At 65.0% G+C, this 24,649-nt stretch carries 24 protein-coding genes; 6 read left to right on the forward strand and 18 right to left on the reverse strand.

Annotated features, from left to right (window positions below; all coding sequences use genetic code 11):
* Positions 1–191: 191 nt before the first annotated feature.
* The 5 genes from CIT40_RS11490 to CIT40_RS11510 form a co-directional block, all read right to left on the reverse strand.
* The gene (locus CIT40_RS11490) at positions 192–845 is read right to left on the reverse strand and encodes a pyroglutamyl-peptidase I (RefSeq protein ID WP_094896054.1); all 654 of its coding nucleotides are present in this window, start codon (positions 843–845) and stop codon (positions 192–194) included.
* The gene (gene meaB / locus CIT40_RS11495; protein WP_094896055.1) at positions 842–1,831 is read right to left on the reverse strand and encodes a methylmalonyl Co-A mutase-associated GTPase MeaB; all 990 of its coding nucleotides are present in this window, start codon (positions 1,829–1,831) and stop codon (positions 842–844) included. The genes CIT40_RS11490 and meaB overlap by 4 nt, the downstream gene beginning before the upstream one ends.
* A 51-nt stretch (positions 1,832–1,882) precedes the next feature.
* Positions 1,883–3,394 (reverse strand): tripartite tricarboxylate transporter permease, encoded by a 1,512-nt coding sequence (locus tag CIT40_RS11500; protein ID WP_094896056.1) that lies wholly within the window; start codon positions 3,392–3,394, stop codon positions 1,883–1,885.
* A 6-nt stretch (positions 3,395–3,400) separates the two neighbouring features.
* Positions 3,401–3,895: a tripartite tricarboxylate transporter TctB family protein gene (locus CIT40_RS11505; protein ID WP_094896057.1), complete on the reverse strand. Its 495-nt coding sequence runs from the start codon at positions 3,893–3,895 to the stop codon at positions 3,401–3,403.
* A 90-nt stretch (positions 3,896–3,985) separates the two neighbouring features.
* Positions 3,986–4,978, reverse strand: coding sequence for a tripartite tricarboxylate transporter substrate binding protein (locus CIT40_RS11510; protein WP_094896058.1), 993 nt, complete (start codon positions 4,976–4,978; stop codon positions 3,986–3,988).
* Positions 4,979–5,190: 212 nt separating this feature from the next.
* Here CIT40_RS11510 and CIT40_RS11515 point away from each other — a divergent pair, with 212 nt between their 5' ends.
* The gene (locus tag CIT40_RS11515; RefSeq protein ID WP_094896059.1) at positions 5,191–5,607 is read left to right on the forward strand and encodes an SRPBCC family protein; all 417 of its coding nucleotides are present in this window, start codon (positions 5,191–5,193) and stop codon (positions 5,605–5,607) included.
* A 58-nt stretch (positions 5,608–5,665) separates the two neighbouring features.
* Here CIT40_RS11515 and CIT40_RS11520 read toward each other — a convergent pair whose 3' ends face one another.
* The 9 genes from CIT40_RS11520 to CIT40_RS11560 form a co-directional block, all read right to left on the reverse strand.
* On the reverse strand, positions 5,666–6,433 hold the full coding sequence (locus tag CIT40_RS11520; protein WP_094896307.1) for an RsiV family protein: 768 nt from the start codon (positions 6,431–6,433) through the stop codon (positions 5,666–5,668).
* 59 nt (positions 6,434–6,492) lie between these two features.
* Complete coding sequence (gene scpA, locus CIT40_RS11525; RefSeq protein ID WP_094896308.1) at positions 6,493–8,649, reverse strand: methylmalonyl-CoA mutase; 2,157 nt, start codon at positions 8,647–8,649, stop codon at positions 6,493–6,495.
* A 16-nt stretch (positions 8,650–8,665) separates the two neighbouring features.
* Entirely contained in the window at positions 8,666–9,130 is a 465-nt protein-coding gene (locus CIT40_RS11530) for a GFA family protein (RefSeq protein WP_063196030.1), read from the reverse strand.
* Positions 9,127–10,998, reverse strand: coding sequence for a methylmalonyl-CoA mutase family protein (locus CIT40_RS11535; protein ID WP_094896060.1), 1,872 nt, complete (start codon positions 10,996–10,998; stop codon positions 9,127–9,129). The genes CIT40_RS11530 and CIT40_RS11535 overlap by 4 nt, the downstream gene beginning before the upstream one ends.
* An 82-nt stretch (positions 10,999–11,080) precedes the next feature.
* Positions 11,081–11,572 (reverse strand): 2-amino-4-hydroxy-6-hydroxymethyldihydropteridine diphosphokinase, encoded by a 492-nt coding sequence (gene folK, locus CIT40_RS11540; RefSeq protein ID WP_094896061.1) that lies wholly within the window; start codon positions 11,570–11,572, stop codon positions 11,081–11,083.
* Complete coding sequence (gene folB / locus CIT40_RS11545; RefSeq protein ID WP_094896062.1) at positions 11,572–11,940, reverse strand: dihydroneopterin aldolase; 369 nt, start codon at positions 11,938–11,940, stop codon at positions 11,572–11,574. The genes folK and folB overlap by 1 nt, the downstream gene beginning before the upstream one ends.
* Complete coding sequence (gene folP, locus CIT40_RS11550; protein ID WP_094896063.1) at positions 11,937–12,797, reverse strand: dihydropteroate synthase; 861 nt, start codon at positions 12,795–12,797, stop codon at positions 11,937–11,939. The genes folB and folP overlap by 4 nt, the downstream gene beginning before the upstream one ends.
* A gap of 260 nt (positions 12,798–13,057) precedes the next feature.
* Positions 13,058–13,465, reverse strand: a complete 408-nt coding sequence (locus CIT40_RS11555; protein WP_094896065.1) for a DUF4332 domain-containing protein — start codon at positions 13,463–13,465, stop codon at positions 13,058–13,060.
* Positions 13,466–13,491: 26 nt separating this feature from the next.
* A complete protein-coding gene (locus tag CIT40_RS11560; protein WP_094896066.1) occupies positions 13,492–13,857 on the reverse strand; it encodes a hypothetical protein in 366 nt (121 codons plus the stop codon).
* 348 nt (positions 13,858–14,205) lie between these two features.
* On the opposite strand from CIT40_RS11560, the gene CIT40_RS11565 reads away from it, so the two are divergent.
* The 3 genes from CIT40_RS11565 to CIT40_RS11575 all read left to right on the forward strand — a co-directional run bounded on the left by CIT40_RS11565 (position 14,206) and on the right by CIT40_RS11575 (position 18,736).
* Entirely contained in the window at positions 14,206–15,828 is a 1,623-nt protein-coding gene (locus tag CIT40_RS11565; RefSeq protein ID WP_094896067.1) for a helicase HerA-like domain-containing protein, read from the forward strand.
* Positions 15,829–15,988: 160 nt separating this feature from the next.
* Positions 15,989–17,317: a glycosyltransferase family 87 protein gene (locus CIT40_RS11570; protein ID WP_162307450.1), complete on the forward strand. Its 1,329-nt coding sequence runs from the start codon at positions 15,989–15,991 to the stop codon at positions 17,315–17,317.
* 24 nt (positions 17,318–17,341) lie between these two features.
* A complete protein-coding gene (locus CIT40_RS11575) occupies positions 17,342–18,736 on the forward strand; it encodes a M20/M25/M40 family metallo-hydrolase (RefSeq protein WP_094896068.1) in 1,395 nt (464 codons plus the stop codon).
* 202 nt (positions 18,737–18,938) lie between these two features.
* On the opposite strand, the gene CIT40_RS11580 is transcribed toward CIT40_RS11575, so the two are convergent.
* Positions 18,939–19,718 (reverse strand): class II aldolase/adducin family protein, encoded by a 780-nt coding sequence (locus tag CIT40_RS11580; protein WP_094896069.1) that lies wholly within the window; start codon positions 19,716–19,718, stop codon positions 18,939–18,941.
* Between the two features lie 184 nt (positions 19,719–19,902).
* On the reverse strand, positions 19,903–21,552 hold the full coding sequence (locus CIT40_RS11585; RefSeq protein ID WP_094896070.1) for a glycosyltransferase family 39 protein: 1,650 nt from the start codon (positions 21,550–21,552) through the stop codon (positions 19,903–19,905).
* A 308-nt stretch (positions 21,553–21,860) separates the two neighbouring features.
* On the opposite strand from CIT40_RS11585, the gene CIT40_RS11590 reads away from it, so the two are divergent.
* Both CIT40_RS11590 and CIT40_RS11595 read left to right on the forward strand, forming a co-directional pair.
* Entirely contained in the window at positions 21,861–22,727 is an 867-nt protein-coding gene (locus CIT40_RS11590) for a hypothetical protein (protein WP_094896071.1), read from the forward strand.
* 118 nt (positions 22,728–22,845) lie between these two features.
* Positions 22,846–23,265 carry a Ros/MucR family transcriptional regulator gene (locus CIT40_RS11595; protein WP_094896072.1) on the forward strand — a complete coding sequence of 140 codons (420 nt, stop codon included), beginning with the start codon at positions 22,846–22,848 and terminating at the stop codon, positions 23,263–23,265.
* A gap of 112 nt (positions 23,266–23,377) precedes the next feature.
* Here the strand turns inward: CIT40_RS11595 and CIT40_RS11600 are convergent, their stop codons facing one another.
* Positions 23,378–23,806 (reverse strand): SufE family protein, encoded by a 429-nt coding sequence (locus CIT40_RS11600; RefSeq protein WP_094896073.1) that lies wholly within the window; start codon positions 23,804–23,806, stop codon positions 23,378–23,380.
* Positions 23,807–23,873: 67 nt separating this feature from the next.
* The gene (locus CIT40_RS11605) at positions 23,874–24,308 is read right to left on the reverse strand and encodes a DUF5330 domain-containing protein (RefSeq protein WP_094896074.1); all 435 of its coding nucleotides are present in this window, start codon (positions 24,306–24,308) and stop codon (positions 23,874–23,876) included.
* Positions 24,309–24,649 lie beyond the last annotated feature (341 nt).

The following is a 24,649-nucleotide window of genomic DNA, read 5'->3' on the forward strand; positions in this document are numbered from 1 at the left end:
GCGGGAGGGCATCCGCGCCGACTAGGTAGCGCAGGGCGGCCGGGCTCGCGAGGATTGTTCGCGGTAGGGTTAAGTGTTTACCGCAGCGGAGGTGTCGTAGGGTGGGTTAGCGGTAGGCGTAACCCACCATGTCACCGCGCGTACGGAACACGTTGATGCAGAAGAGGTGGATTACGCTGCGCTAATCCACCCTATGAGGCTGTGTTCCGCGCTTTCCTCGCGAGCCCCACCATCTCGATCAGCATGGCTTCGCCCGCATCCACCAGTTCCTCCAGCGTGATCCGGGCTGCGCCCTTGCGCCGCACCGCGCCGCCGCGCGCGAGCAGGGGAATGTGGATGAAGGCCGCAAGCTGCGGCCCGCCCGCGCGTACATTCTCGATCGCGCGCCAGCTCAGATAGTTGCAGAGATAGGCGCCGGCATCGCGCGAGGGCCGCGCATCGATGCCGGTGAGGCGCGCGGCGCGCAGCAGCCTTGCGGTGTGCGGACCGAAATTCATGGCGTCGGCGGTGCCTGCGATGCCGCGCTTGCGCGATCGGGTGTTGGCGGCATCGGGCCAGAGCATGGTGACGGCGTTGCGCGCGCGGGTCTCGATGCGTAGGTAGGGCGTGCGCGCGGCGAGGCCAAACATCAAAAGCGCGTCCGGTTTCACCTTCGCGAGCACCTCGGGCAATTGCCGGTCGACCGCGGCATAGGTGACCGGGAAGATGTGGCTCGACAGCTCGACATCGTCGAGGGCCGGCCGGCGCAATTGCGCGAGCCGCGCGACCAGCGGCTGGGTCGGGTTATAGGGCGCGCCGGGGAACGGCCCGAAGCCGGTGAGGAGAATACGGAGCTTCTCGCTCATTTCAGCAACTCCAATATCTGCTCGGCGGCGAGCGCCGGGGTGAGATGGCCGTCGGCGACTTCAGCCTCGATCTTCCGGACCCTGCTGCGAACCGAGGCCTCGCTGCGCAGCCGCGCCAGCATGCGCTGCTCCAGCATCGACCACATCCATTTCACCTGCTGCTCACGCCGCCGCGCGGCGAAATCGCCCGATGCGTTCATCGCCTTGCGGTGATCGAGAACCTTCTGCCAGAGCTCGGCGATGCCGGTGCCGGCCAGCGCCGAATAGGTGAGGACGGGCGGATGCCAATGCTCGGACCTCGGCGCCAGAATATGCAGCGCGCCGCGATAATCGGCGGCGGTGATGTTGGCGCGCTTGAGATTGTCGCCGTCGGCCTTGTTGATGGCGATCATGTCGGCGAGCTCGACCAGGCCCTTCTTGATGCCCTGCAATTCGTCGCCGCCGCCCGGCAGCATCAATGCGAGGAAGAAGTCGGTCATGTCGCAGACGGCAGTCTCGGACTGGCCGATGCCGACGGTCTCGACCAGCACGACGTCGAAGCCGGCAGCCTCGCAGAGCAGCATCGCCTCGCGTGTTTTCGCGGCGACGCCGCCGAGCGTGCCGGACGACGGCGAGGGCCGGATGAAGGCATGGTCCGAGGCCGACAGCCGCGCCATTCGCGTCTTGTCGCCGAGGATCGAGCCGCCGCTGCGCGCCGATGACGGATCGACCGCAAGCACCGCGACCTTGTTGCCTTGCTCGATCAGATAGGTGCCGAGCACATCGATGGTGGTGGACTTGCCGACGCCGGGCGAGCCGGTGATGCCGACGCGGAACGCCTTGCCGGTGTCGGGCAGGAGCATCTGCACCAGCTCTCGCGCCAGCGCCTGGTGGTCGCCGCGCCGGCTTTCCACCAGCGTGATGGCGCGAGCGAGCGCTGCGCGATGGCCGGAACGGAGGTCGCGGGCGAGGGAGGGGATGTCGAGCGAGGCCTTCTTCTCAGTCATGCCCTGCTTTACAACGCCGAGGCCGGGCAGGCGAGGGCCGCCCGCCCCATATCACCTGCCCGTTGCCGCCGCCGTCTGCGCCGGTTTCAACTTGCGCCAGACCCAGACCATCACCGGCCAGAGCAGGGCGCCGATCGCCATCGCGGCGAGGATGGCGGCAACCGGGCGCTCGAAGAATGGCAGGATACTGCCGTCGGACTTGATCAGTGAGGTGACGAAGGCCTGCTCGACCATGGTCCCCATGACGATGCCGAGTACCATCGCGGCGACGGGATAGCCGTTCGCCTCCATGACGTAGCCGATCACGCCGAAGGCGGCGACGGTGACGACGCCGAACATGTTGTTGCCGATCGCGAACGAGCCGACCGCGCAGCACAGCATGATGATCGGCATGATGGCTGAGCGAGGCGCCAGCAGGATGTAGGCGGCGATCCGGATCATGGCGATGCCGAGCGGGATCATCAGGATGTTCGCGATGATGAACATCAAATAGATCGCGTACATGCTCGACGCTTTCTCGGTGAACAGCGTCGGGCCCGGATTGAGCCCCTTCATGTAGAGCACGCCGATCGCGATCGCGGCAATGGTGTCGCCGGGGATGCCGAACAGCAGCGAGGGCACCCAGCCCGAGGCGATGCTGGCATTGTTGCTCGCGCCGGCCTCGACCAGGCCTTCGACATGGCCGGTGCCGAATTTTTCCGGTTCTTTGGAGAAACGCTTCGACATCGCGTAGGAGACCCAGGCGGCCATGTCGGCACCGGCGCCGGGGAGCACGCCGATGATGATGCCGACGATGTTTCCGCGCGTCATCTGCCAGTGATACTTTTTGGTCAGCTTCCATTGACCGGCCATGATGCTTCCGAATTTCCGCCGCGGCAGCGGCGGCGGCTCGGGCGTCAGCATCGCACGCATCACCTGCGCCACCGCGAACACGCCGACCAGCGCCGGGATTGGCTCGATGCCGCCGAACAGATCGGTGAGGCCGAAAGTGAAGCGCGGAACGCCGCCGGGGTTCTCGATGCCGACGCAGGAGACCAGCAGGCCGAGGAACATGCCGGCGATCGCCTTCACCGGCGAAGAGCGCGCCACCAGGGTGGCGCACATCAGGCCGAGCAGCGCCAGCCAGAAATATTCGAAGGTCGAGAACGACAGCGCGATCTCGGCGAGCGGCGGCGCCAGGATCATCAAGGACAGCACGCCGGCGATGCCGCCGACGGCGGAGAACCACACGCCGGCACCTAACGCCAGCTCGGCCTGGCCCTTCCGCGTCATCGCATAGGCCTCGTCGGCATAGGCCGCGGAGGCGGGCGTGCCGGGAATGCGCAGCAGTGCACCCGGAATGTCTCCGGAGAAGATTGCCATCGAGGACGCCGCGACGATGGTCGCGATCGCCGCGATCGGTGAGAGGTAGAAGGTGACGGGAACGAGCAGGGCGGTTGCCATCGTCGCCGACAGGCCGGGCAGCGAGCCGATCACGAGGCCGTACACGGAGGCCGCGACCATCGCGATGATGACCTCCCAGGTGGAGATCAGGGCGAAGGCTTCAATCAGGGTCTTCAGCATGGGGAATTACCAGGGCGTCGGCAGCAGGCCGGCAGGAAGCGGCACGCGCAACAGCTTGCCGAAGATGAGGTGAATGGCGAACGGCGACAGCGCCGCTAGCGGCAGGGCCAGCTTCCACTTCGCACCGAGCGCGGTCGAGGTGACGTAGACCATAAGCGCCGCGGTGATGATGAAGCCGAGCCGGTCGGCGGCGACGACGTAGAACAGCAGCAACCCCGGCGGCAGCAAGGCGCGCAGGCCGTAGAGCTTGCCCTGCGGGGGTGGAATGGCTGCCGTCTGGCCATCCTCCAGAGGGATCAGCTCTTCCTCCTCCTCGAAAGAGTGGCCGATTCCGAACACGATCGCGAGGCCGCACAGAGCGAGGCCCGTCCCGATCACCAGCGGAAACACATTGGGGCCGACCGGCTGGCCGGGCACCGGCGGCAGGATATAGCCGCCATAGGCAGCCGCCGCGCCAAGCACGACGAGAAACGATCCCGTAACGGAGTCGGGAAGACGCATGGGAGGAGTCCTATGAAAGAAGTTCTCCCCTCCCCGCGCGCGGGGAGAGGCCATCAGACGTAGTTGCCGAGGTCACCGGCCGAAATCGGATCAGGCTTTCGAAAGGCCGGCCGCCTTCATCGCTTCGCCCATCTGGGCATCGCCCTTGTCCATGAAGCCAGTGAACTGGCCTGCATCGCCCCAGACTGTGCCGAACCCGCGATTGGTCATGAAGTCCTTGAACTCGGCGGAGTCGTAGACCTTCTTCAGCGCAGCGGTCAGCTTGCTCGCGATCTCCGGCGGAAGGTTCTTCGGTCCGGCAATGCCGCGCCAGGCGCCGGTTGCGTAGTCGATGCCCATCGCTTCCTTCAGCGTCGGCACGTCCTTGAAGACCGGGTTGCGCGCGGGGGCCATGATGGCGAGGCTCCTGGCCTTGCCCGCCTCGATGATCGCGCGTGCCTCCGGCACCGAGCACGTCGTGAGGTCGAGGCCGCCGGCGGCGAGATCCTGCATCGCGGGCGCCGCGCCGTTCGAGGGCACCCAGGCGACCTGGTTGGCGGGCAGGCCCATTGCCTGCATCCAGCCGACCAGCGCGAGATGCCAGATGCCGCCCTGGCCGGTACCGGAAGCCTTGAACTTGCCGGGAGGTGCCGCCTTGATGGCCTCGGCGAGCTCCTTGACCGTCTTGTATGGCGAGGAGGAGGAGACCTGGATCCCCGGGGGATCCTCGTTCATCAGCGCCAGCGGGGTGTAGCTCCTCGGCGTCAGCTCGGTGAGGCCCTGCCAGTGCATCATCGAGATTTCGACGGTGAGCATGCCGATGGTGTAGCCGTCGGGTTGTGCGGTCGCGATCGCGCTATGGCCGACCACGCCGGAGCCGCCGGTGCGGTTGATCACGTTGAAGGGCTGGCCGAGATCCTTTTCCAGCAGCGCTGCGACAATGCGCGCGGTGGCGTCGGTTCCGCCGCCCGCGCCCCACGGCACGATCACGGTGACCGGCCGACCCGGATAGGCTTGTGCGCGTGCGGGCTTGAAGCCGAAAGCGGCGGATGCGGCAACCGCAGCCGTTGAAGCCGCAAAAGTGCGGCGCGAAATCCTGGACATTGAATGCCTCCCAACGGCGCCCGTGATGTCGGGCGCTCTTCTCAATGGCGACATTCTAGTCGGCTTTGCAGCGTCGCCGCAAGATAGCGCTACCAAGGAGATGCAGATGTTGTGCGAAAGGCATGCCCATCGGACGGGCAGTCGGAAACCGGGTGGGTCTTGCCGGTGCAACGCGCCAACCTCTGCGCGTAACGAGAACCGGAGGCAAGCCGATGACCCAAGCCTATTACAGCGCGGTGCTCGACCGCCCCTTGGACGAGGTCTGGTCGCTGATCCGCGATTTCAACAACTATCCCGCTTACATCGAGGGCGTCAGCGAGAGCGTGATCGAAGACGACAAGCGCGGCGATGAGGTCGGCGCCATCAGGCGGTTCTGCTATCTTGGAAACTGGATCCGCCAGCGCCTGGTCGATCACTCGGACCGGCAGCACACCCTGACCTATGCCGGTCTCGAAGCGCTGCCGTATCCGCGGGATGACGGAAGCCGGGCGCCGGCGCCGACGCGCTATCAAGGCACCCTGCAATTGCGCCCGATCATCGAGGGTAACCGCACCCTCATCGAATGGTCGGTCGCGCTCGAGACCGAGCCTGCGGATGCCGATCGCTGGCAGGCGCTATTCGCGTCCTGAATTCCCGACTGGACGAACTCACTTGCGCGGACGCTGGGGCGATCCGGTTAGCGACCGCTCAGGGCTCCTGCGCGTCGTCCTTCGGCCGCGCGCCGCCAAAGATGCGGGTGCCATCTGCGGTCAAGTAAGGCTTCAACGTTTCCCACGGCACGAAGGCGACATATTCGCCCTCGGCGTACGGGCCGACGGCGTAAGGCGGATAGTGGAAGGTGAGGCCGGAGCTCTTCCCCGCTTCGGTCGAGGGCGCCAGCGTCACCGCGCCGACCTTGAGCAGGCTCGGTTTCAGCTCCTTGAACCATTCGTCGGTGGCGGTCTCGCCGGCATCCCGCTTCTTCTTCTCAACTTTGAGCGAGGCGATGATCGCTTTCACCACCGCCTTCATGGTCGCGCCGTTGTCGGCGGTCTCGCTGAAGAACGGGCGGATCGAGATGCGCTTGTTGTCGGCCTTGTCCCACAGGATCGTGTTCACGTCCGAATTGGGATGCGCGCCGTGAGTGTCCATGTAGTCGTTGCGGAGAACGCTGACATAGCGGTCGGCCACGACGGAGCGGATCTCATATTTGCGCTCGAAATCCCAGCCGCCGTCCTTGAAGAACTGCGGGTCGGCCTTGCGCGCGGCGGCAGCCTCTGCGGAATTCTTGTCGAGCCACTTTTTACCTTCGGTGAGGCAATCTGCCGCCAGCGCTGCATCCGCCTTGATCTTGTGGTCGAGGAAGACGCGCGCCTCGATGCTCCTCGTCTTGACGACGGCGTCGGGTTTGGGGTCTGTGGCGTGGACCGGACCGAACAGCGCGCTGAAAAACGCGGCGACGGCGAGCGCACGCATCGACGTTGGCGCGAAATACATCACGCAAAATCCTTCTTGTCGGGAAATCGACGGCGATGCTACTCCGCCGCCTCGCTATGCCCGAGCCGCGCATTCAGCTTGCGGATCAACTCCTCGGCCGCCTCCGCGATCACGGTGCCCGGCGGGAAGATCGCTTCGGCGCCCGCGGCATAGAGTGCATCGTAATCCTGCGGCGGCACCACGCCGCCGACGATGATCATGATGTCGTCGCGGCCCTGCTTCTTCAGCGCGGCCTTCAATTCGGGCACGGCGGTGAGATGGGCGGCGGCTAGCGAAGAGACGCCGAGGATATGCACGTCGTTCTCGACGGCCTGCCGCGCAGCCTCGTCGGCGGTCGCAAACAGCGGTCCGATGTCGACGTCGAAGCCGATATCGGCAAACGCCGAGGCGATCACCTTCTGGCCGCGGTCGTGGCCGTCCTGGCCGATCTTGGCGACCAGGATGCGCGGGCGGCGGCCTTCCGCTTCCTCGAAGGCGTCGATCAGCGCCTGAACCTTCTCGACCTGGTTGCCCATGCTGGACGCCTCCCGCTTGTAGACGCCGGTGATGGATTTGATCTCGGCGCGGTGCCGGCCGAACACCTTCTCCATCGCGTCCGAAATTTCGCCGACGGTCGCCTTGGCCCGCGCCGCGTCGATTGCGAGCGCCAAGAGATTGCCGTTGCCTTCGCCGGCCGAGCGCGTGATTGCCGCGAGCGCGGCATCGACGTCCTTCTGGCTGCGCTCGCTCTTCAGCCGCGTCAGCTTGTCGATCTGCAGGCGGCGGACATTGGTGTTGTCGACCTTGAGAATGTCGATCGCTGCCTCGTCGGTCGGCTTGTACTTGTTGACGCCGATCACCGCCTGCTTGCCGGCATCGATCCGCGCCTGCGTCTTGGCGGAGGCTTCCTCGATGCGCAGCTTCGGCAGGCCGGCCTCGATCGCCTTGGCCATGCCGCCGAGCTCCTCGACCTCCTGGATGTGGGCCCAGGCCTTCGCCGCGAGGTCGCGCGTGAGCCGCTCGACGTAATACGAGCCGCCCCAGGGATCGATGATGCGGGTGGTGCCGCTCTCCTGCTGCAGGAACAACTGGGTGTTGCGGGCGATGCGCGCCGAGAAATCCGTCGGCAACGCCAAGGCCTCGTCGAGCGCGTTGGTGTGCAGTGACTGGGTGTGGCCTTGAGTTGCCGCCATCGCCTCCACGGTGGTCCGCATCACGTTGTTGAAGACGTCCTGCGCGGTCAGCGACCAGCCCGAGGTCTGGCTATGCGTGCGCAGCGAAAGCGAGCGCGGGTCCTTCGGGTTGAACGGCTTCAGGAGCTTCGCCCAGAGCAGCCGCGCGGCGCGCAGCTTGGCGACCTCCATGAAGAAGTTCATGCCGATCGCCCAGAAGAACGACAGTCGCGGGGCAAAGCGGTCGACGTCGAGGCCGGCAGCAAGTCCGGCACGCAGATATTCGACGCCGTCGGCGAGCGTATAGGCGAGCTCGAGGTCCTGCGTCGCGCCGGCCTCCTGCATGTGATAGCCGGAGATGGAAATGGAGTTGTATTTCGGCATCTTCTGCGAGGTGTACGCAAAAATGTCGGAGATGATCCGCATCGAGGGCGCGGGCGGATAGATGTAGGTGTTGCGCACCATGAACTCTTTCAGAATGTCGTTCTGAATGGTGCCCGACAGCTTCTCCGACGGCACGCCCTGTTCCTCGGCCGCGGCGACATAGAGCGCGAGGATCGGCAGCACCGCGCCGTTCATGGTCATGGACACGCTCATCTGGTCGAGCGGAATGCCCGCAAACAGCGTGCGCATGTCGTAGATGGAATCGATGGCCACGCCGGCCATGCCGACGTCGCCGCCGACGCGCGGATGATCAGAGTCATAGCCGCGATGGGTGGCAAGGTCGAAGGCGACCGAAAGGCCCTTCTGTCCGGCAGCCAGGTTGCGGCGGTAGAACGCGTTGGAATCCTCCGCCGTGGAGAAGCCGGCATATTGCCTGACGGTCCAGGGCTGGTTGACATACATGGTCGGGTAGGGGCCGCGCAGATAGGGCGCGATGCCCGGATAGGTCTCGAGGAAATCGAGCCCGGCGAGATCAGCCTCGCCATAGGCGGGTTTCACCAGAATGCCCTCGGGCGTCAGCCACGGTTCGGCGCTGCCTGACAGCGCGGCGGTGGGGGAGCGCTCGAAGGCGACGTTTGCGAAATTGGGAATGCGGCTCATGGCTTCAACCATTTCATCAATCATGATCCGGGTGCTGATGGCTGACGATCGTCGCCATCTTCTCCGGTCCGTAATTCTGCTGCGTGGTCTGGCTCGGAAGATTGGCGATGCCGACCACCCAGCCGAGGCGGGATTCGGTGCCGAACTGGCGCGTCGGGATCACCCGGTCGGGGCGGTCGAACGCGCCGGTCATGATCTCGATCCGGTCGCCGTCGATGCGGCCAAAGCTCAGCGGCGTGCCGCAGGCGGGGCAGAAGCCGCGCTCGGCGATGGTGGAGGAGCGGAAGAACGACGGCTGTCCCTTGGTCCAGGCGAAGTCGGTCCTGTTGATGTCGGCAAAGGAGGCGAACGGCGCGCCGGCCGCCTTCTGGCACATCCGGCAGTGGCAGATCGAGACCCGGTTCGGCGCCGTCGTGACGCCGAAGCGCACCGCCCCGCATTGGCAGCCGCCGGTGAGAACGGGTTTGCTGGTGTCGGTCATGCCTGCTCCATCCGTCGGTAGGCGTCTTGCAGGGTCGCAAGCGCATCGCCTCCGGCGAAGACGAAACCGGTGACGCCGGCCGCGCGCAGCACCGCCTCAGCCTCGGTGGGGCGGCCCGCCAGAAAGATATGTCGGCCTCCCGCCATTTGCAGGGCCTTCGCTGCCGGTTCCGCCTGATCGGCATAAACCTTGTCGCTGGAACAAAGGCAGGCAAGCTCGGCGCCGGAGGCTTTGAAGGCGGCGGCAAGGCTGACCGGATCGGCAAAGCCCTCGTTGCCCATGGCCTCGATGCCGCCGGCCTCGAAGAAGCTCTTGGCGAAGGTCGCCCGCGCCGTGAAATCGGCGGGCGTGCCGAGATTGGCCAGGAACACTTTCGGCCGGGAGCCGCGCGCCTTCAGCGCTGCGTCGGATTTGTCACGCAGCGCCTCGAAAGGCTCCGCGAGCCGGATCGGCGGCAGCGCCTCGAACTTGTATTTCTGCTCGCCGTAAGGCGCGAGCGCGATTGGCGTCGCCGTCAGCACCGCCGTTTCGCGCTCGTGAAGGTTTGGAAATTCGCTGGCGCCCGTCAGCACGTCGCGGCGCTTGGCGATGTTGGCGTCACGTGCTTTTCGTGTCGCCGAAACCTTGCTCTGGAACAGATCCTGCTGAAGCGCGGCAAAGGCGCCGCCGGTTGTCTCGCTCTGCTGGAACAGCGCCCAGGCGGCGTCGCAAAGCTGCGCCGTCAGCGTCTCGATGCCGCCGGCGCCCGCAGCGGGATCGCTGACCTTGCCGAGGTTGCTTTCCTCCAGCAGCAACAGTTGCGTGTTGCGCGCGACGCGGCGCGCGAACGGGTCGGGCAGCCCGAGCGCGAGCGTATGCGGCAGCACGGTGATCGCATTGGCGCCGGCAAGCCCTGCCGCGAATGTCGCGATGGTCGCGCGCAGCATGTTCACATAAGGATCGCGCTGCGTCAGCATGCGCCAGGCGGTGTCGGCAGCGATGAACAATGGTTGGGGCGTCAGCCCGCACGATGTTTCGATGCGTGCCCACAGCAGCCGCAACGCGCGGAATTTGGCCATGGTCAGGAACTGGTCGGCGTCCGCGGCGAGTCGCGCATAGACCATGCCGCGCGCGGCTTCCAGCGCAATGCCGGCGCCTTCGATCGCGCGCAGATAAGCGACGCCGCAGGCGAGAACGAAGGCGAGCTCCTGCACCTCCGAGCCGCCGGCATCGTGGATGACGCGTCCGTCGGCGGACGCAAACGGTCCCTTGAAGCCGAGCGCGGCGAGGCCCTTGATCGCGCCGGTGACGGCGGGGGCGATCTCGTCCCATGTATAGGGACTGTGGCCCCACACCGCGCTCGCCGCGAGCGGATCCAGCCCGAAGCGGATGTTGCAGGCTGCGGGATCGAGGCCGTTGCTCTTCACAAATTCCGCGACATGGATCGCGGCCATCCGCGATTGAGGTCCGATCTCGAGCTCGATGCCGATGCCGGCGTCGAGATGGACGTCCTTCAACAGCTTTGCGACCGCCTTGGCCGAAGGTTCCAGGCCGAAACCGCGTGCGCCGTTGGCTCCCGCGAACACCAGCGCGAGCCCGGTCGCGCCGTTCTCCAGGTCCTGCAACGCCTGCGCATTCGCCAGCGCCGCATCGGGATGGTCGATCCGCTGCACGATCTGCCACGGCGCGGCCGCAGGCCGTCCCATCACGGGCGCAACGCCCTTGGCGCGCGGATAGAGCGGATCGATCTTGAGCCCGTCATAGGTCTTGCCGACCAGCTTCTCGAACGGCGCGCCCTTGAGCACGCCGTCGACCAGCTTGCGCCAGTCTTCGACGGTTGCCTGGGGAAAATCGGCCGCCAGCTTCAGGTCGTCAGTCACGGAGGTCATGCGGCCAAGGGCTCCCAAGAATATCGTTATTCGCGAGGCGAATTTGCCACGGCCGACCGTCCCTGCAAACGGTCGATTTTGGTTAACCGGTATCCGGGAGCCGCTCAATGCCTTGCGTCGAGACGCTGGCGAGCCCGTCACGCACTGGGATGCCCGAGATGACGCGGTCGGGCGCGATCTCGGCCAACGGCACCAGCACGAAAGCGCGCTCGAACAGGCGCGGATGCGGCAAGGTCAGGTCCGGCTTCTGCAAGGAAATGTCGTCATAGGCGATCATGTCGAGATCGATCGTGCGCGGGCCCCAGCGCCGCTCCTTGTCCCGGGTGCGGCCGAATTTCTGCTCGACCTTCTGCAGCACGAACAGAAGTGCGTGCGGATCGAGATCGGTCTCGATCTCGACGCAGGCGTTGATGAAGGGGTCCTGCGCCTCGTCGCCCCAGGGCGGGGTGGCATAGTCCGAGGAGCGCGCGATCAGGGCGCCTTGCGCGATGCCGCAGATATGCGCGATCGCCTTGCGGAACGTCGCGCGGACATCGCCGACATTGCCGCCGAGCGCGATCAGCACGCTTGCCATCAGGGGTGCCGCGAGCGGGTCAGCATGATGCCGACATCGTCGAAGATCGCGGCGATCGGCGCATGCGGCTTGTGCACGGTGATCTTCACGGCGCGGATGCGCGGGAAGTTCGACAGGATTGCGTCGGCGACCGCACCGGCCGCGCGCTCCAGCAGCTTGTAATTAGCGGTCTTGAACGCCGCCGTCGTCGTCGCCACGACGTCGGCGTAGGACACCGTGTCGGCGAGCCGGTCGCTGCGCGAGGGCTCCGACAAATCGGTATAGAGTTCGAGATCGATGACGAAGCGCTGGCCGACTTCCGTCTCGTGATCCATCACGCCGTGGCGGGCATGGATCGACAGCCCGGTGATGAAGATCGTATCGGTCATTGCTTGCCCTCGATTGCGTTCGCCACGAGCAGCGCCTGCAAGGTCTCGGCGACGTCATGGGTCCGGATGATCTTCGCGCCGCGCTGCGCGGCGAGCAGATGCGCGGCGATCGAGCCGGCGAGCCGCTCCTTCGGCTCCGACGGCGACACCGAGGCGATGAAGCGTTTGCGCGAGGCACCGACTAGGATCGGAAGGCCGAACATCTCGAATTCGCGCAACCGCGCCAGCGCGGTCAGGCTCTGCTCGGCGGTCTTGCCGAAGCCGATGCCGGGATCGAGCACGATCTTGTCGCGCGCGATGCCGGCCTTTGCGGCGATGTCGAGCGAACGCAGGAAGAACGTCTTCATGTCCGTGATGATGTCGATGGCGGGATCGGCGTCGTCGCGGTTGTGCATGACGATGACGGGGACGCCTCTTGCGGCCACCAGCGGCGCCATCGCGGCATCGCGTTGCAGGCCCCAGACGTCGTTGGCGATCGCCGCGCCCTGGTCGAGCGCGTAGGCCACCACCTCCGCCTTCATGCTGTCGATCGAAACAGGCACGCCGAGCGCCACGACGCCTGAAAGCACCGGCTTGAGCCGAGCAAGCTCGTCGTCCGCCGTGATCGCCTTCGCGCCCTTATAGGGCCGGGTGGATTCGGCGCCGATATCGATGATGTCGACGCCATCGGCGATCATCGCCCGCGCCCGTGCGAGCGCCTGCTGGGGCGCTATGAACTCGCCGCCATCGGAAAATGAGTCCGGAGTGATGTTGAGCACGCCCATCACCGCCGGGATCGGCCGATCCAGCAGTGTCCGCAGCACATCTGGCCTGGCCGAGCCGGCCGGCGGGACGGATGGGGAGGGCGAGGCATTCATGGCCGTGGCTTTAGCGGTCGGGGAAGGGGAGTTCAAGACCAGCCGCTCGCTGTCATTGCCCGCGAAAGCGGGCAATCCAGGACTCCGAAGGCAGTGCGGCGACACGGAGGAGCGCGGCGTACTGGATACCCCGCCTTCGCGGGGTATGACGGCGGTGTTTGTAGCCGTGGCCGTGCATCCTTCGAGTTTCGCCGAAGAGGCGAGCACCCTCAGCGACGACCGCTGCGCGGTTGCGTCGGGATGACGAAGAGGAACGTGAACTAATACGTGATCTTCGGCTGCAGCTTCTTCGCCTTGGCGATGATGTCGCCGACCGACTTCTCCGTGGGCAGGATGCGCAGCAGCTTCTTCTTCTCGTTGGCGTCGCGCATGCTCTGGGCGAGCCTTGCCGGATTCCGATAGGCGAGCTCGCGCACGGTGGTGACACCGGCGGCGCGCACCAGGCCGACCTTGGCCCGGCCCATGCCGGGGATACGCATGTAGTCGGAGACGTTGGCCCATTCCAGCAGCAGCTGCTCGCTGATGCCGGTCTTGGCGGACAGCGCCTTGCGGCCCTTCACCGTGCCGGCTGCTTCGAGCAGCCCATCGGTGGTGCGGATACCCTGCGCCTTCAGCTTGTTGGCGGCAAAGACCGACAGGCCTTCAATCTCGGAGATCGGATATGTCATGATACTCGATATGAAATGCGACAGCTTCAGGCGAACTGGCTGAGGCCCGGCGTCCCCGCAACGATCTTGCCCATCTGATCCGCTCCGATTTTGTCTCGGCCGTAGCGGAAAAGTTCACGGGCGACGTTTTGAATCTCCGACATGCCAAGTCCGAGGCTCATCAGGCGCGTGCCGACCGCCATCAGGCCGCCGCCCATCAGCCGCGACAGTCCGCCGCCGCTCCTGGATGCCTCGATCGCGGCTTCCGCTCCGGGAATCTGATCGATCAGGGCCTGCACGCTGTCGGAGGGACCCTCGTTGCGGAGGAAGCCCAGGATAATGCCGACGGACTTTTCAGCCACAGCACTATCTATGCTGGCGTTTGTCGCCAGCCGCCCGATCAGTTCGTCCATAAGGCCCGCCCCTCAGCCGGTTTGCTTGCCGGAGTATTTCTTTCGAAAATGATCTTGAGCCGGTGTGATGTGAAATTCAAGCGATGAACGCACGCGTCGTCGCGATTCATCTTCGAACGCGCGAAAAGTGTTGCAGCGGTGCAAGAGCGGAGATCGAATCGGCGAAAAATTGCCGCGTTGCGAACGCCTCGTTCCTACTTTCGGCTGATGTCGTCCATCCGTATCCGGCAAGTTCGCATGGTCGAGTGCGTTGAACCGTTTTAATCGGCGCTTGACATGCGTTAAGCTCCGGAATTGGTGCATTTGAGTTTCAATAGGCGAAACCCGGCAGAGAGATCAGAGAGAATAATGACCGCACAGGACAGCAAGCTCGGCGATACCGACGAAAAGATCTTCGTCGGCAAGGGAGACGAGCAGGCATGGCTGACGCTGGCGCTCGCCAATCGCCACGGCCTCGTCACGGGTGCAACCGGAACCGGTAAGACCGTGTCGCTGCAAGTGATGGCGGAAGGATTTGCGCGCGCCGGTGTTCCAGTCTTCGCCGCCGACATCAAGGGCGACCTCTCCGGTATCTCCGAGGTCGGCGAAGCCAAGGACTTCATCGTCAAGCGTGCCTCCGAGATCGGGCTGAATTTCCAGCCCGACCAGTTCTCGACGGTGTTCTGGGACGTGTTCGGCGAGCAGGGCCATCCGGTGCGCGCGACCGTCACGGAAATGGGGCCGCTTCTGCTCGCGCGCATGCTCGACCTCAACGACGTGCAGGAAGGCGTGCTCAACGTCGCCTTCCGCGTCGCCGACGACAACGGCCTGACCCTGATCGACATGAAGGATCTGCGCGCGCTGCTCGACGCCATCGTGCCCGATAGCGGCAAGAAGGCGGCGGACGCAGCAGAGGATCCGCTCGCGGCGATCCGCAAGGCCGCGCAGGGGTTCGGCAACGTCACCAAGGCCACCGTCGGCACCATCCAGCGCCAGCTCCTGGTGCTGGAGAACCAGGGCGGCACCAAATTCTTCGGCGAGCCCGCGCTGACGCTGAAGGACTTCATGAAGACCGACCGCGACGGCCGCGGCATGGTCAACATCCTGGTCGCCGACAAGCTGATGCAGAACCCCAGGCTTTACGCGACATTTCTGCTGTGGATGTTGTCGGAGCTGTTCGAGGAGCTGCCCGAGGCCGGCGATCTGCCCAAGCCCAAGCTCGTGTTCTTCTTCGATGAAGCGCATCTGTTGTTCAACGATGCACCCAAGGCGCTGATGGACAAGATCGAGCAGGTGGTCCGCCTGATCCGTTCCAAGGCCGTCGGCGTCTACTTCGTGACGCAAAACCCGGTCGACGTCCCCGACCGCGTGCTCGGACAGCTCGGCAACCGGGTGCAACACGCGCTGCGCGCCTTCACCCCGCGCGACCAGAAGGCGGTCGCCGCTGCGGCCCAGACCTTCCGGCCCAACCCGAAGCTCGACACCGCCAAGGTCATCATGGAGCTCGGCAAGGGCGAGGCGCTGGTGTCCTTCCTCGAGGGCAACGGCACGCCTGCGATGGTCGAGCGGGTGCTGATCCGGCCGCCCTCGGCCCGCATCGGGCCGATCACGCCGGACGAGCGCAAGGCCATCATGGATGCAAGCCCGGTGAAGGGCAAATACGACACCGCGGTCGACGAAGAATCCGCTTACGAGATGATCCAGAAGCGCATCGCCGGCACGGCGGCCACCGCGGACGGCCAGGTGAGCGGAAATGGCGGCGGTCTTCTCGGCCAGATCGGATCGATCGTCGGCAGCATCTTCGGCACCAACGTCAAGCGCGGACGCCTGTCAGCCGGCCAGGTCATTGCGCGTGACGTGACGCGATCGGTCACCAACCAGGTGATCGGCGGGATGGCCGCCAATATCGGCAAGTCGGTTGGCGGCCAACTCGGCGGCTCGATCGGCCGCACGCTGGTCCGCGGCGCTCTCGGCGGATTGCTGCGGCGTTAGGCAGTTCAAGACTTCGTTTCAGGCAATCCGTTTCCGGCTGGTGCGTCGACCTCGCTTCGCTCGCGGGGAGTCCGATTGCCACCGTACAATTTCAGGTGAGGGGCTCTCCAAGCCTGCACCGGTCTGCTACGCCCTGTTCGCCGCCGCACAGGACCAGTCCGTGACCCCGTCCGCCCCGTTAGCCAAGCCCGACGCGCCCAGACATCCGTCGCTGCGCGCGCCGCTGGACCTGCTGTTTCTGCTTTGCTGCGTCCTGCTCACCGCCGACGTGCTCGTCCCGGAAGTCTTCGGCAGTGGCAAGACCAAGGATTATCTGCTGTGGTTCTGGGCCGGGCAGCAGGTCTTGCAGGGTGAGCCGCTCTATCCCGCCACGGCCGTCGAATATTTCGACTTCATCTATCCGCCGCTGCCGGCGATCATGCTGGCGATCCCGAGCTGGTTCGGCAAAATTCCGCTCTATGTCGTCCTGTCGATCCTGAATGCCGTGGCGTGGTGGTACGCCGGGACGTTCTCCCAGGTCATGACCGGCTCGGGGCACAGCCCCGGCCGCTGGCTGGAGGCGCTGCCCGCTGTCGTCACCGTGCCGTTCGTGTTCGACATGTTCGACCTTGGCCAGCCGAACCTCGTCCTGCTGGCCATGATGCTCTACGGTTTCTGGAGCTTGCGGCATCAACGCCCCTGGCTTGCTGGCTTCATGTTCGCACTCGCCGCTGCCATCAAGGTGTTTCCCATTGCGGTCCTGCCCTATCTGGTCTGGCGGCGGAAATGGACGGCGGCCGCCGCTACGGTCGCCTTCGCAGGCGTCCTGCTCTATGTCGTGCCGGCCCCTATCCGCGGCTTCGAGCGCAACGCGGCCGAGCTCAAGATCTGGTATCAGGGCATGGTCGGAACGAGCTCGGAAAAGGGCTTCGGCCAGCGTGACGAGCAGAACTGGTCGTGGGTCAACCAGTCCCTCATCGCCGTCACGCACCGCCTGGTCCGTCCGATCAACTACAATCAGGACGATCCCAAGAAGCCGCCGCGTACGATGAACATCATCGACGTCGACTACAGGACGGCGAACTGGATCGTGCTGGCGCTGTCGGCCTTGCTCGGGCTCGGCTTCCTCGCGGTCATGCCGCGGCAAGCACGGCGAACGGAGCGCTCCGATGCCGAGGAGCTCGCCATCCTGTTCTGTCTGATCACGGTGGCCTCGCCTTTGGCGCGGCAATACTACTTCATGTGGCTGTTCTTCCCGATGACGGTGCTGATGCATCGCGCCGCCTTCGACGAACGGGCGAAGGTGCGCCTCGGAACCTGGCTCGCCCTCGGCGCGAGCGGCCTCCTCATGCTGCTGGCGCTGCCGTGGTTTCCCCATGTGCTCCAGGCCTGCGGCAATAATCTTCTGGCGACCGCGGTTCTTGCAGGTACCCTCGCATGGCACATCCGGCATCCGCCCGTTGCCGCTGGCTCCGAGCCTGCGACGGCGCTAAAAGCCGGTACCCCTTGAGACTCGAAAGTCAGGAATCCGATCATGGCCAATCCGCAGCTTCAATCCGTGCTCGACCACATCGACGGGGATTTCGACAACAGCCTGGAGCGTCTGTTCGCGCTGCTGCGGATCAAGTCGATCTCCGCCGATCCGGCCTTCGCCGGAGATTGCAAGGCGGCGGCCGAGCATCTCGCCAAGGACATCGCGAGCCTCGGTGTTGCCACTGAAGTGCGGCCGACGGCCGGGCATCCCGCCATCGTCGGCAAGACCGGGGGCGGCGGACGGCCGCACGTGATCTTTTACGGTCATTACGACGTGCAGCCGGTCGACCCGCTCGATCTCTGGCACCGTCCGCCGTTCGAGCCCGTCGTCACCGATCATGCCGATGGCCGCAAGATCATCGTCGCGCGCGGGGCCGAGGACGACAAGGGCCAGGTGATGACCTTCGTCGAGGCCTGCCGCGCCTGGAAAAAGGTGACGGGCTCGCTGCCGATCGACGTCACCTTCCTGATCGAAGGCGAGGAAGAAGTCGGCTCGAAGAACTTCGTGCCCTTCATCGAGGCCAACAAGGACGAATTCAAAGCCGACTACGTGCTGGTCTGCGACACCGGCATGTGGGATCGCAACACGCCGGCGATCACGACCTCGCTGCGCGGCCTGCTTTATGAAGAGTTGAAGATCACTGCCGCCAATCGCGACCTGCATTCCGGCGTGTTCGGCGGCAGCGCCATGAATCCGATCCGCGTACTCACCAAGATTCTCGGCGGGCTGTTCGATGACGACAACCGCATCACCATTCCGGGCTTCTATGACGGCGTGAAGGACACGCCTGCGGATATCCTGGCGCAGTGGAAGAAGCTCGACTTCACGCCCAAGACGTTCCTCGAGCCGATCGGACTGTCGATCCCGGCGGGCGAGAAGGGCCGGCTCCTGATCGAGCAGGCCTCGACGCGTCCAACCTGCGACGTCAACGGCATCTGGGGCGGCTATATCGGCGAGGGCTCCAAGACGGTGATCCCGTCGCATGCTTCAGCCAAGGTCTCGTTCCGCCTGGTCGAGGGCCAGGATCCCCAGAAGATCCGCAAAGCCTTCCGCGACTACGTGACCGCGCGGCTTCCCGGCGACTGCAAGGTCGAGTTCGGCGACCATTCCGCCGGTCCCGCGATCGCGCTCGACTGGAACATGAAGCCGCTCGCCGCTGCCAGCAAAGCGCTGACCGAGGAATGGGGCAAGGAGACCGTGCTGATGGGCTCCGGCGCCTCGATCCCGATCGTCGCCGACTTCAAGCGTACGCTCGGCCTGGACTCGCTGCTGGTCGGCTTCGGCCTGGACGACGACAACATCCATTCACCGAACGAGAAGTATGATTTGCGCAGCTTCCAGAAGGGTATTCGTTCATGGGCGCGAATTCTCGCTGCGCTGGCAGAGGTGAAGTAGGCACGATGCCGTAGGGTGGATTAGCCGCAGGCGTAATCCACCAACTTCGTTCCGCAAGCGCGGATGCATGGTGGATTACGCTTCGCTAATCCACCCTACGAAACTCTCCAAAATAAAAACGCCGCCCGGGATTGGGCGGCGTTTCATTCCGGAAGGCGTAGAGGTTAGTTAATACAAACCTTACGCCAAATTCGTGAAAATCTCAAGACCGGTAGCCCGGAAGCTCGCGGTCTAGCTTGCGCAGCAGCGGCGGCCACACGAGCTTGGTGGCGCGCAGTTCGGCGCGGTCGCGGTTGGCGAGCAGCTCGGTGTTCTTCTCGATCGCGATCTCCTCGACCGGGTAGATCGGCGTGCCGAGCGCGCGCGTGCGCACCTGCATCGAGCAGGCGCGCTCGAGGTGGTACATGCGCTCGAAGGCGGAGGCAACCGAGCGGCCTACCGTGAGCGTGCCGTGATTGCGCAGCAGCATGTGGTTGTGGTCGCCGAGATCCTTCTGCAGCCGCGGCCGTTCGTCATGGTCGAGCGCGATGCCTTCATAGTCGTGATAGGCGAGGTCGTGGGTGACGAGCTGGGCGGTCTGGTTCAGCGGCAGCAGGCCTTCCGCGCTGCTCGACACCGCGGTGCCGTCGAGGGTGTGGAGATGCAGCACGCAGATCGCGTCCTCGCGCACCTCGTGGATCGCCGAATGGATGGTGAAGCCCGCCGGGTTGATGCTGTACTCGCTCTCGGAGAGCTGGTTGCCGTGCAGGTCGACCTTGACGAGGCTCGACGCCGTGATCTCGTCGAACATCAGCCCGTAGGGGTTGATCAGGAAGTGATGGTCGGGGCCGGGCACGCGTGCGGAGATGTGGGTGTCGACCAGATCGTCCCAGCCGTACAGCGCGACCAGGCGATAGCAGGCGGCGAGATCGACCCGTTGCTGCCACTCGGCCTCCGTCATATCAGACGGTACTTCCTTCAGGCGCGCTTCCGCTGGCGACATGGCTGGTCTCTCCGAACATCGTTGTTGCGGGGAGGGAGCGTAAACTTGGTGGAAGCTGGCGGCAAGGCGCGCGGAGCGTAGCTGTCGCGCGTAGCCCGCATGAGCGAAGCGACATGCGGGACTGCTCTGCGAGGAACCCCGGATGTCGCTTCGCGCATCCGGGCTACGGTTTCGGAGAAGGTTATTACGGCGCCGGGATCGACAGCAGGCTGGAAATGCTGCGGCCGCGGATGTCGTAGACGCGGGCGAACACCACGTCGTCGCGCTTGATCTCGACCATCACGGGCGCGGTGAGGCCCTTGCAGTAGAACTCGCCGAGTGTCATCGCGAAATCGGCCGCATTGGAATCCCAGCCGATGGTGAAGTCGGGCCCGAGCGCGACCTGAGCGGGGCGCTGCGGTCCGCACACCGCGACCTTCCATTTACGGCCGGCCGGCGGCACTTCCTGGCGCTCGACCAACTGCTCGCGCAATTCGTCGGAGGCCTGCTTCAGCGCCAGACCCCAATAGTCCAGCATGAAGCGGTCGTCGGCGCCGCGCACTGTACCGGCGATGTGATTGAAGTGGGTGTATTGATAGGGGTGCAGCCGGATCATCTCGGACAGCGACAAAGCAAGACCGAAGCAGAAGGTCGCGAGCACGACCGGCTGCCAGGTGCGGTGATTGGCGCGCAGACGCTCCATGAGCCAGGCCAATGCGACGCCGCCGAGCACCGCCATCGGCGGGATCACGAACACGAAATGGCGGATGCCGTTGTACAGCGCCGGCCGCTTCACCATTGCGATCGCCAGCGGCAGGGTCGCTGCCAGCGTCAGCATCAGCATGATGGTCTTGCGGCGTGCCGGAACCTCGCGGCGCGGCAGCATGGCGAAAGTGCTGAACACGGCGCCGCCCATCAGCACCAGCATGACCTCGGGCAGCTGCAGCGCGAACAGCGTCGGCAGATACGACCAGGGCATGTCGGGCACGGACACGATCGCGCCGTCGAACATCTCTTTCCACGGCTTCTCGAAGAAATGCGAGAAGTAGGTCAGCGCCTCGAAGGGATTCCTTGGCTCCAGGATCGACCACGGCCAGATCAGGCCCATCACGAGATAGCCGAACACGAGGCCGGGCAGCAGCACATAGACGACATGGGCGAAGCGGCGGACCGATTCGCGCAGTCCTTCGGTGCGCAGTTCCGCCAGGAACAGCGGGATGAAGCCGAACGCGGCATAGACCAGCGCGAGCCCGCCGAGAATGCGGCAGCCGATCGAGAGGCCGGCACCAAGGCCGACGATCAGGATCGTGCGCGGCGAGGGCTTGGGATATTCCTCGGCGAGCCGGACCAGGCCAAGCATCAGGATGATCATGGCCACCGCGAAGGGCGCGTCCTTCGGATTCATGAACATGTGGCCGTAGAAGATCGGGCACAGCGCGAGCAGCAGCAGCGAGGCAAGCCCGGCAAGGGGGCCGCCGACGCGGCGGCCGAGCCGCCAGGTCACCGCAAGTCCGATCACGCCGACGATCGCGCCGAGCAGGCGTCGCGTCTCGAACAGCTCGAGCGGAATGATCTTGTGCAGGAGGGCCGCGACCATGTCGAAGCCGCCGCCATACATGTAGAGATTGGCGAAGGAGAGCGCGGCGGTGTCCCTGAAGCCGGAACCGAACATGCGCAGCAGCAGATCGGCATATTCGGCGTGGGTGTAGTCGTCCCAGCCGAGGCCGTAGTCGCGGAAGGTCAGGCCTGCAACGATGGCGACCGCAGCCAGCACCAGCATGGCGAGATCGTCGCAGGTCCGCTCGACCGAGCGCCGTTGAGGCGTGTCGATCGCCGAAGTCGTGATGGATGTCATGGCTATCGGTGCCCCGGAATCCCCTCTTGGCCCGGCTGGTGCGCGCGGGCCTGCTCCCCGGACTCCCTATAGCGCAGTTCCATTACCAAGTAATTGGGCATTATAGATAAATTCCTGATGCGACGCAGCAATTCCGGATATTGACAGCAGCCTAGCAGTAGCGAGCCGTAGCTGAAGGGAATGTGAATAAGTCCCTGATTTCCTTCCCTTTAGGAACGCCGCCTGCAATTCGCCGTTGGCGTGGAACATCGTATGACGGTATCGTGCGTGACGGGTCGTGTGTGGATGCGCGGCCGGGGGTGAGTTCGATGACCTTGGCATTGTTGATCGCGGGGATTTTCGCCATCGTGGCGGGCCTCCTTTCGATCCTGTTCGGCTTCTCCGTCAGGGAGTTCAGCCTCGGCAGCCCCCTGATAGTCTCGGGCACGATCGCCGTCTGCTCCGGGATGTTACTGGCCGGCCTCTATGTCGTGGCCATGGAGCTGAAGGGTATCGCGCGCCGGCTGGCCGGTGCACCGTCCGAGGTTCGGGTCAGGCCCGTGCTGCCGGGCCTCGCCGCATCCGGGCCGGCCGTTGCCGTGCCGGGTGCTGCTGCGCCCGAGCCGATGCCCGCCGCGGCCGCAGGGATGGAGGGAAGGATCGAGCCGCCAACCCCCGCCGCGGGCCCGCCGCCGTGGCAGAGCGAAGCTGCCGCGCGCGAGCGTCCGCGTGTCGAGACGCCGCCGGAGCTGGAAGCGCCGCCGCCGGAAGCTCCGCGCCGCCGCAACCTGATGTTTGCCTCGACCTCACGCAAGGAGCGCGAGCGCGCGGAGGCAAAGACCACCGACGGCGCGCCGCCACCTCATGCGGAGCCCGGTGAGGCCGCGGATAGTCCGCCGGCAAGCTTTGACGATGCCTGGCCGAAGCCGGACCGCATGCGCCCGCCGGAGCCGCCGGCCGCCGCGCGCCGGCCCCCGCCGCGTTCTCCCTCGACCTTTGCGGAGACAGCTCCGCCTGCACCCGAACCGCCGCCACCTGTCGAGCAACCGCCCGTCACCGTGCTCAAATCCGGAATCGTCGACGGCATGGCCTATTCGCTCTACTCCGACGGCTCGATCGAAGCGCAGATGCCGGAGGGCATGATGCGCTTTGCCTCGATCGACGAGTTGCGCGCCCATCTCGACCAGCGGCCCTGAGCTCCGCTGCGCGGCAGTCAAGCGTCGTCGGTCGTCTTGTTTCGGCCGAACGTATTGTTGACAGGGAATAGTTCGCGTCGTCTATCCCGTGAGGCGCAAGTGCAGAGAGGGCGGGCTCATGTCGGATGCCGGGGCTAAGAATTTCATCGAGCTGACGGCGAGCATCGTATCGGCCTATCTCAGCAACAATCCGACGCCGTCTGCGGAGATTCCGAACCTGATCAGCCAAGTGCACGGCGCCCTGGTGCGGGTGTCGTCAGGACGCACCGAGACCGCGCCGCTCGAGCCGGCCAAGCCGGCGGTCCCGCTGAAGAAGTCGATCGCGCCCGATTATCTGGTCTGCCTGGAAGACGGCAAGCGCTTCAAGTCGCTGAAGCGCCATCTGCGCACGCAGTACAACATGACGCCGGAGCAATACCGCGAGAAATGGGGTCTGCCGGCCGACTATCCCATGGTCGCGCCGAACTATGCGGTGGCGCGCTCGCAATTGGCCAAGCAGATGGGTTTGGGCCAGCAGCAGCGGAAGAAGGGAAAATAGTCCAGAGCGCGGCCTCGTTGGGTGGGTTAGCGCAGTGTAACCCACCAATTCCGTTTCCGCGGCTAGAGAAGCGGTGGGTTACGGCTTCGCCTAACCACCCTTCGAGTCTCTTCTACGACGCTTCCGCGAGCGCCTCTCTCGCATCGGTCTTGATGCGCTCGACCATCGAGCGCAGGCCGTTGGAGCGCTGCGGCGTCAGATGATCGCGAAAGCCGAACTCGTCGAACACCGCGATCGCGTCGGTATCGAGAATCTCCCGCGGCGTGCGTCCCGAATAGAGCGAGAGCACGATCGCGACCAGCCCGCGCACGATATGCGCGTCGCTGTCGCCGCGATATTTCAGGATCGGTGCGCCACCATCGCGGTCGACCAGCTTCTGCAGCCAGACCTGGCTGACGCAGCCGTTGACCTTGTTCGCGGCGGAATGCTCGGCCTCCGGCATCGGTTCCAGGGTACGGCCGAGCTCGATGACGTACCGGTAGCGGTCGTCCCACTCGTCCAGAAGCTCGAAATTGTCCCTGATTTCGTCGATCGTCGTCATGCTGGCCCGTGTTCCCGTTGGGGCCAATATAAGGATGCGAGGAGATGAAATCGATAGGGTTTGGGCGCTAATTCGCAGCCGAGGGGCCGCGCCATTCCAGCGCGAGGTCGTCTTGGCTCAGGGTGTCGTGCGGCGCTTCGCTCGAGACGGCATTGTCTTCGCCGGCCATCGCGATCGAGCCGGTATGGTCGGGCGCCTTCTTGTCGTTCTTCTCGTTCCTGTCGTTGCCGATGTGCTCCTTCTTGTCGTTGATGATCTGGTAGATCTTGCGCGCGCCATCCTGGGCGCGCTGGCCGATGATGGTCGCGGCCTGTCCGCCGACCTCGCAGGCCGCAGGCTGGCGCTTGCAGAATTGGGTCATGTCGGAGACGGCCGCGGTCGCAGCCTGAACCGCGTCGGCGGCGCCGATCTGGGGCAGCTTCTCCGATTCGGGCGTCTTGTCCCGGGGCAGGAGCACCAGCACCAGCCCGAGCCAGAATGTGATGCGGAGCAGAAAGCGCATCTTGTCGACCTGTACGTTAGATCCCGTCCGCGGCGATGGTCCGCGCGCGTTTCGACCTAGCAACTCTCGATAAATCGCAAGTGATTGCCTTGAGCTTAATTCGCGGAAAATTTGCCCAAAATTCTTCGAGATCGACGGTGTCGTAAATTTTCGATTGACGCCGGCGCCCGTGATTTTGCCGGCACGCATGTCCACCACTTCGAAACCATGCCGGGATGCGTGAAACCCTGTGTTCACCATCCTCGCCGAAGACGTCGCCAAATCGTCTAAAAGGCCCCGCGATGTGCCGGCGTCCGGCCGCGCACCGAGCCGCCTTAGCACTCGTTTAAGGTCGCTCTGAC

It is taken from the genome of Bradyrhizobium amphicarpaeae (genome assembly GCF_002266435.3).
Taxonomy (GTDB): domain Bacteria; phylum Pseudomonadota; class Alphaproteobacteria; order Rhizobiales; family Xanthobacteraceae; genus Bradyrhizobium; species Bradyrhizobium amphicarpaeae.

Bases quoted from the DNA above. Each gene is read 5' to 3' on its own strand.
- CIT40_RS11505 (WP_094896057.1), bottom strand. From the start codon at position 3,895: ATGCGTCTTCCCGACTCCGTTACGGGATCGTTTCTCGTCGTGCTTGGC.
- CIT40_RS11560 (WP_094896066.1), bottom strand. From the start codon at position 13,857: ATGGACGAACTGATCGGGCGGCTGGCGACAAACGCCAGCATAGATAGT.
- CIT40_RS11500 (WP_094896056.1), bottom strand. From the start codon at position 3,394: ATGCTGAAGACCCTGATTGAAGCCTTCGCCCTGATCTCCACCTGGGAG.
- CIT40_RS11490 (WP_094896054.1), bottom strand. From the start codon at position 845: ATGAGCGAGAAGCTCCGTATTCTCCTCACCGGCTTCGGGCCGTTCCCC.
- CIT40_RS11510 (WP_094896058.1), bottom strand. From the start codon at position 4,978: ATGTCCAGGATTTCGCGCCGCACTTTTGCGGCTTCAACGGCTGCGGTT.
- CIT40_RS11580 (WP_094896069.1), bottom strand. From the start codon at position 19,718: ATGTCGCCAGCGGAAGCGCGCCTGAAGGAAGTACCGTCTGATATGACG.
- CIT40_RS11605 (WP_094896074.1), bottom strand. From the start codon at position 24,308: ATGCGCTTTCTGCTCCGCATCACATTCTGGCTCGGGCTGGTGCTGGTG.
- CIT40_RS11555 (WP_094896065.1), bottom strand. From the start codon at position 13,465: ATGACATATCCGATCTCCGAGATTGAAGGCCTGTCGGTCTTTGCCGCC.
- CIT40_RS11565 (WP_094896067.1), top strand. From the start codon at position 14,206: ATGACCGCACAGGACAGCAAGCTCGGCGATACCGACGAAAAGATCTTC.
- CIT40_RS11585 (WP_094896070.1), bottom strand. From the start codon at position 21,552: ATGACATCCATCACGACTTCGGCGATCGACACGCCTCAACGGCGCTCG.
- CIT40_RS11575 (WP_094896068.1), top strand. From the start codon at position 17,342: ATGGCCAATCCGCAGCTTCAATCCGTGCTCGACCACATCGACGGGGAT.
- scpA (WP_094896308.1), bottom strand. From the start codon at position 8,649: ATGAGCCGCATTCCCAATTTCGCAAACGTCGCCTTCGAGCGCTCCCCC.
- CIT40_RS11515 (WP_094896059.1), top strand. From the start codon at position 5,191: ATGACCCAAGCCTATTACAGCGCGGTGCTCGACCGCCCCTTGGACGAG.
- CIT40_RS11520 (WP_094896307.1), bottom strand. From the start codon at position 6,433: ATGCGTGCGCTCGCCGTCGCCGCGTTTTTCAGCGCGCTGTTCGGTCCG.
- folB (WP_094896062.1), bottom strand. From the start codon at position 11,940: ATGACCGATACGATCTTCATCACCGGGCTGTCGATCCATGCCCGCCAC.
- CIT40_RS11590 (WP_094896071.1), top strand. From the start codon at position 21,861: ATGACCTTGGCATTGTTGATCGCGGGGATTTTCGCCATCGTGGCGGGC.
- CIT40_RS11595 (WP_094896072.1), top strand. From the start codon at position 22,846: ATGTCGGATGCCGGGGCTAAGAATTTCATCGAGCTGACGGCGAGCATC.
- folK (WP_094896061.1), bottom strand. From the start codon at position 11,572: ATGGCAAGCGTGCTGATCGCGCTCGGCGGCAATGTCGGCGATGTCCGC.
- meaB (WP_094896055.1), bottom strand. From the start codon at position 1,831: ATGACTGAGAAGAAGGCCTCGCTCGACATCCCCTCCCTCGCCCGCGAC.
- folP (WP_094896063.1), bottom strand. From the start codon at position 12,797: ATGAATGCCTCGCCCTCCCCATCCGTCCCGCCGGCCGGCTCGGCCAGG.
- CIT40_RS11535 (WP_094896060.1), bottom strand. From the start codon at position 10,998: ATGACCTCCGTGACTGACGACCTGAAGCTGGCGGCCGATTTTCCCCAG.
- CIT40_RS11600 (WP_094896073.1), bottom strand. From the start codon at position 23,806: ATGACGACGATCGACGAAATCAGGGACAATTTCGAGCTTCTGGACGAG.
- CIT40_RS11530 (WP_063196030.1), bottom strand. From the start codon at position 9,130: ATGACCGACACCAGCAAACCCGTTCTCACCGGCGGCTGCCAATGCGGG.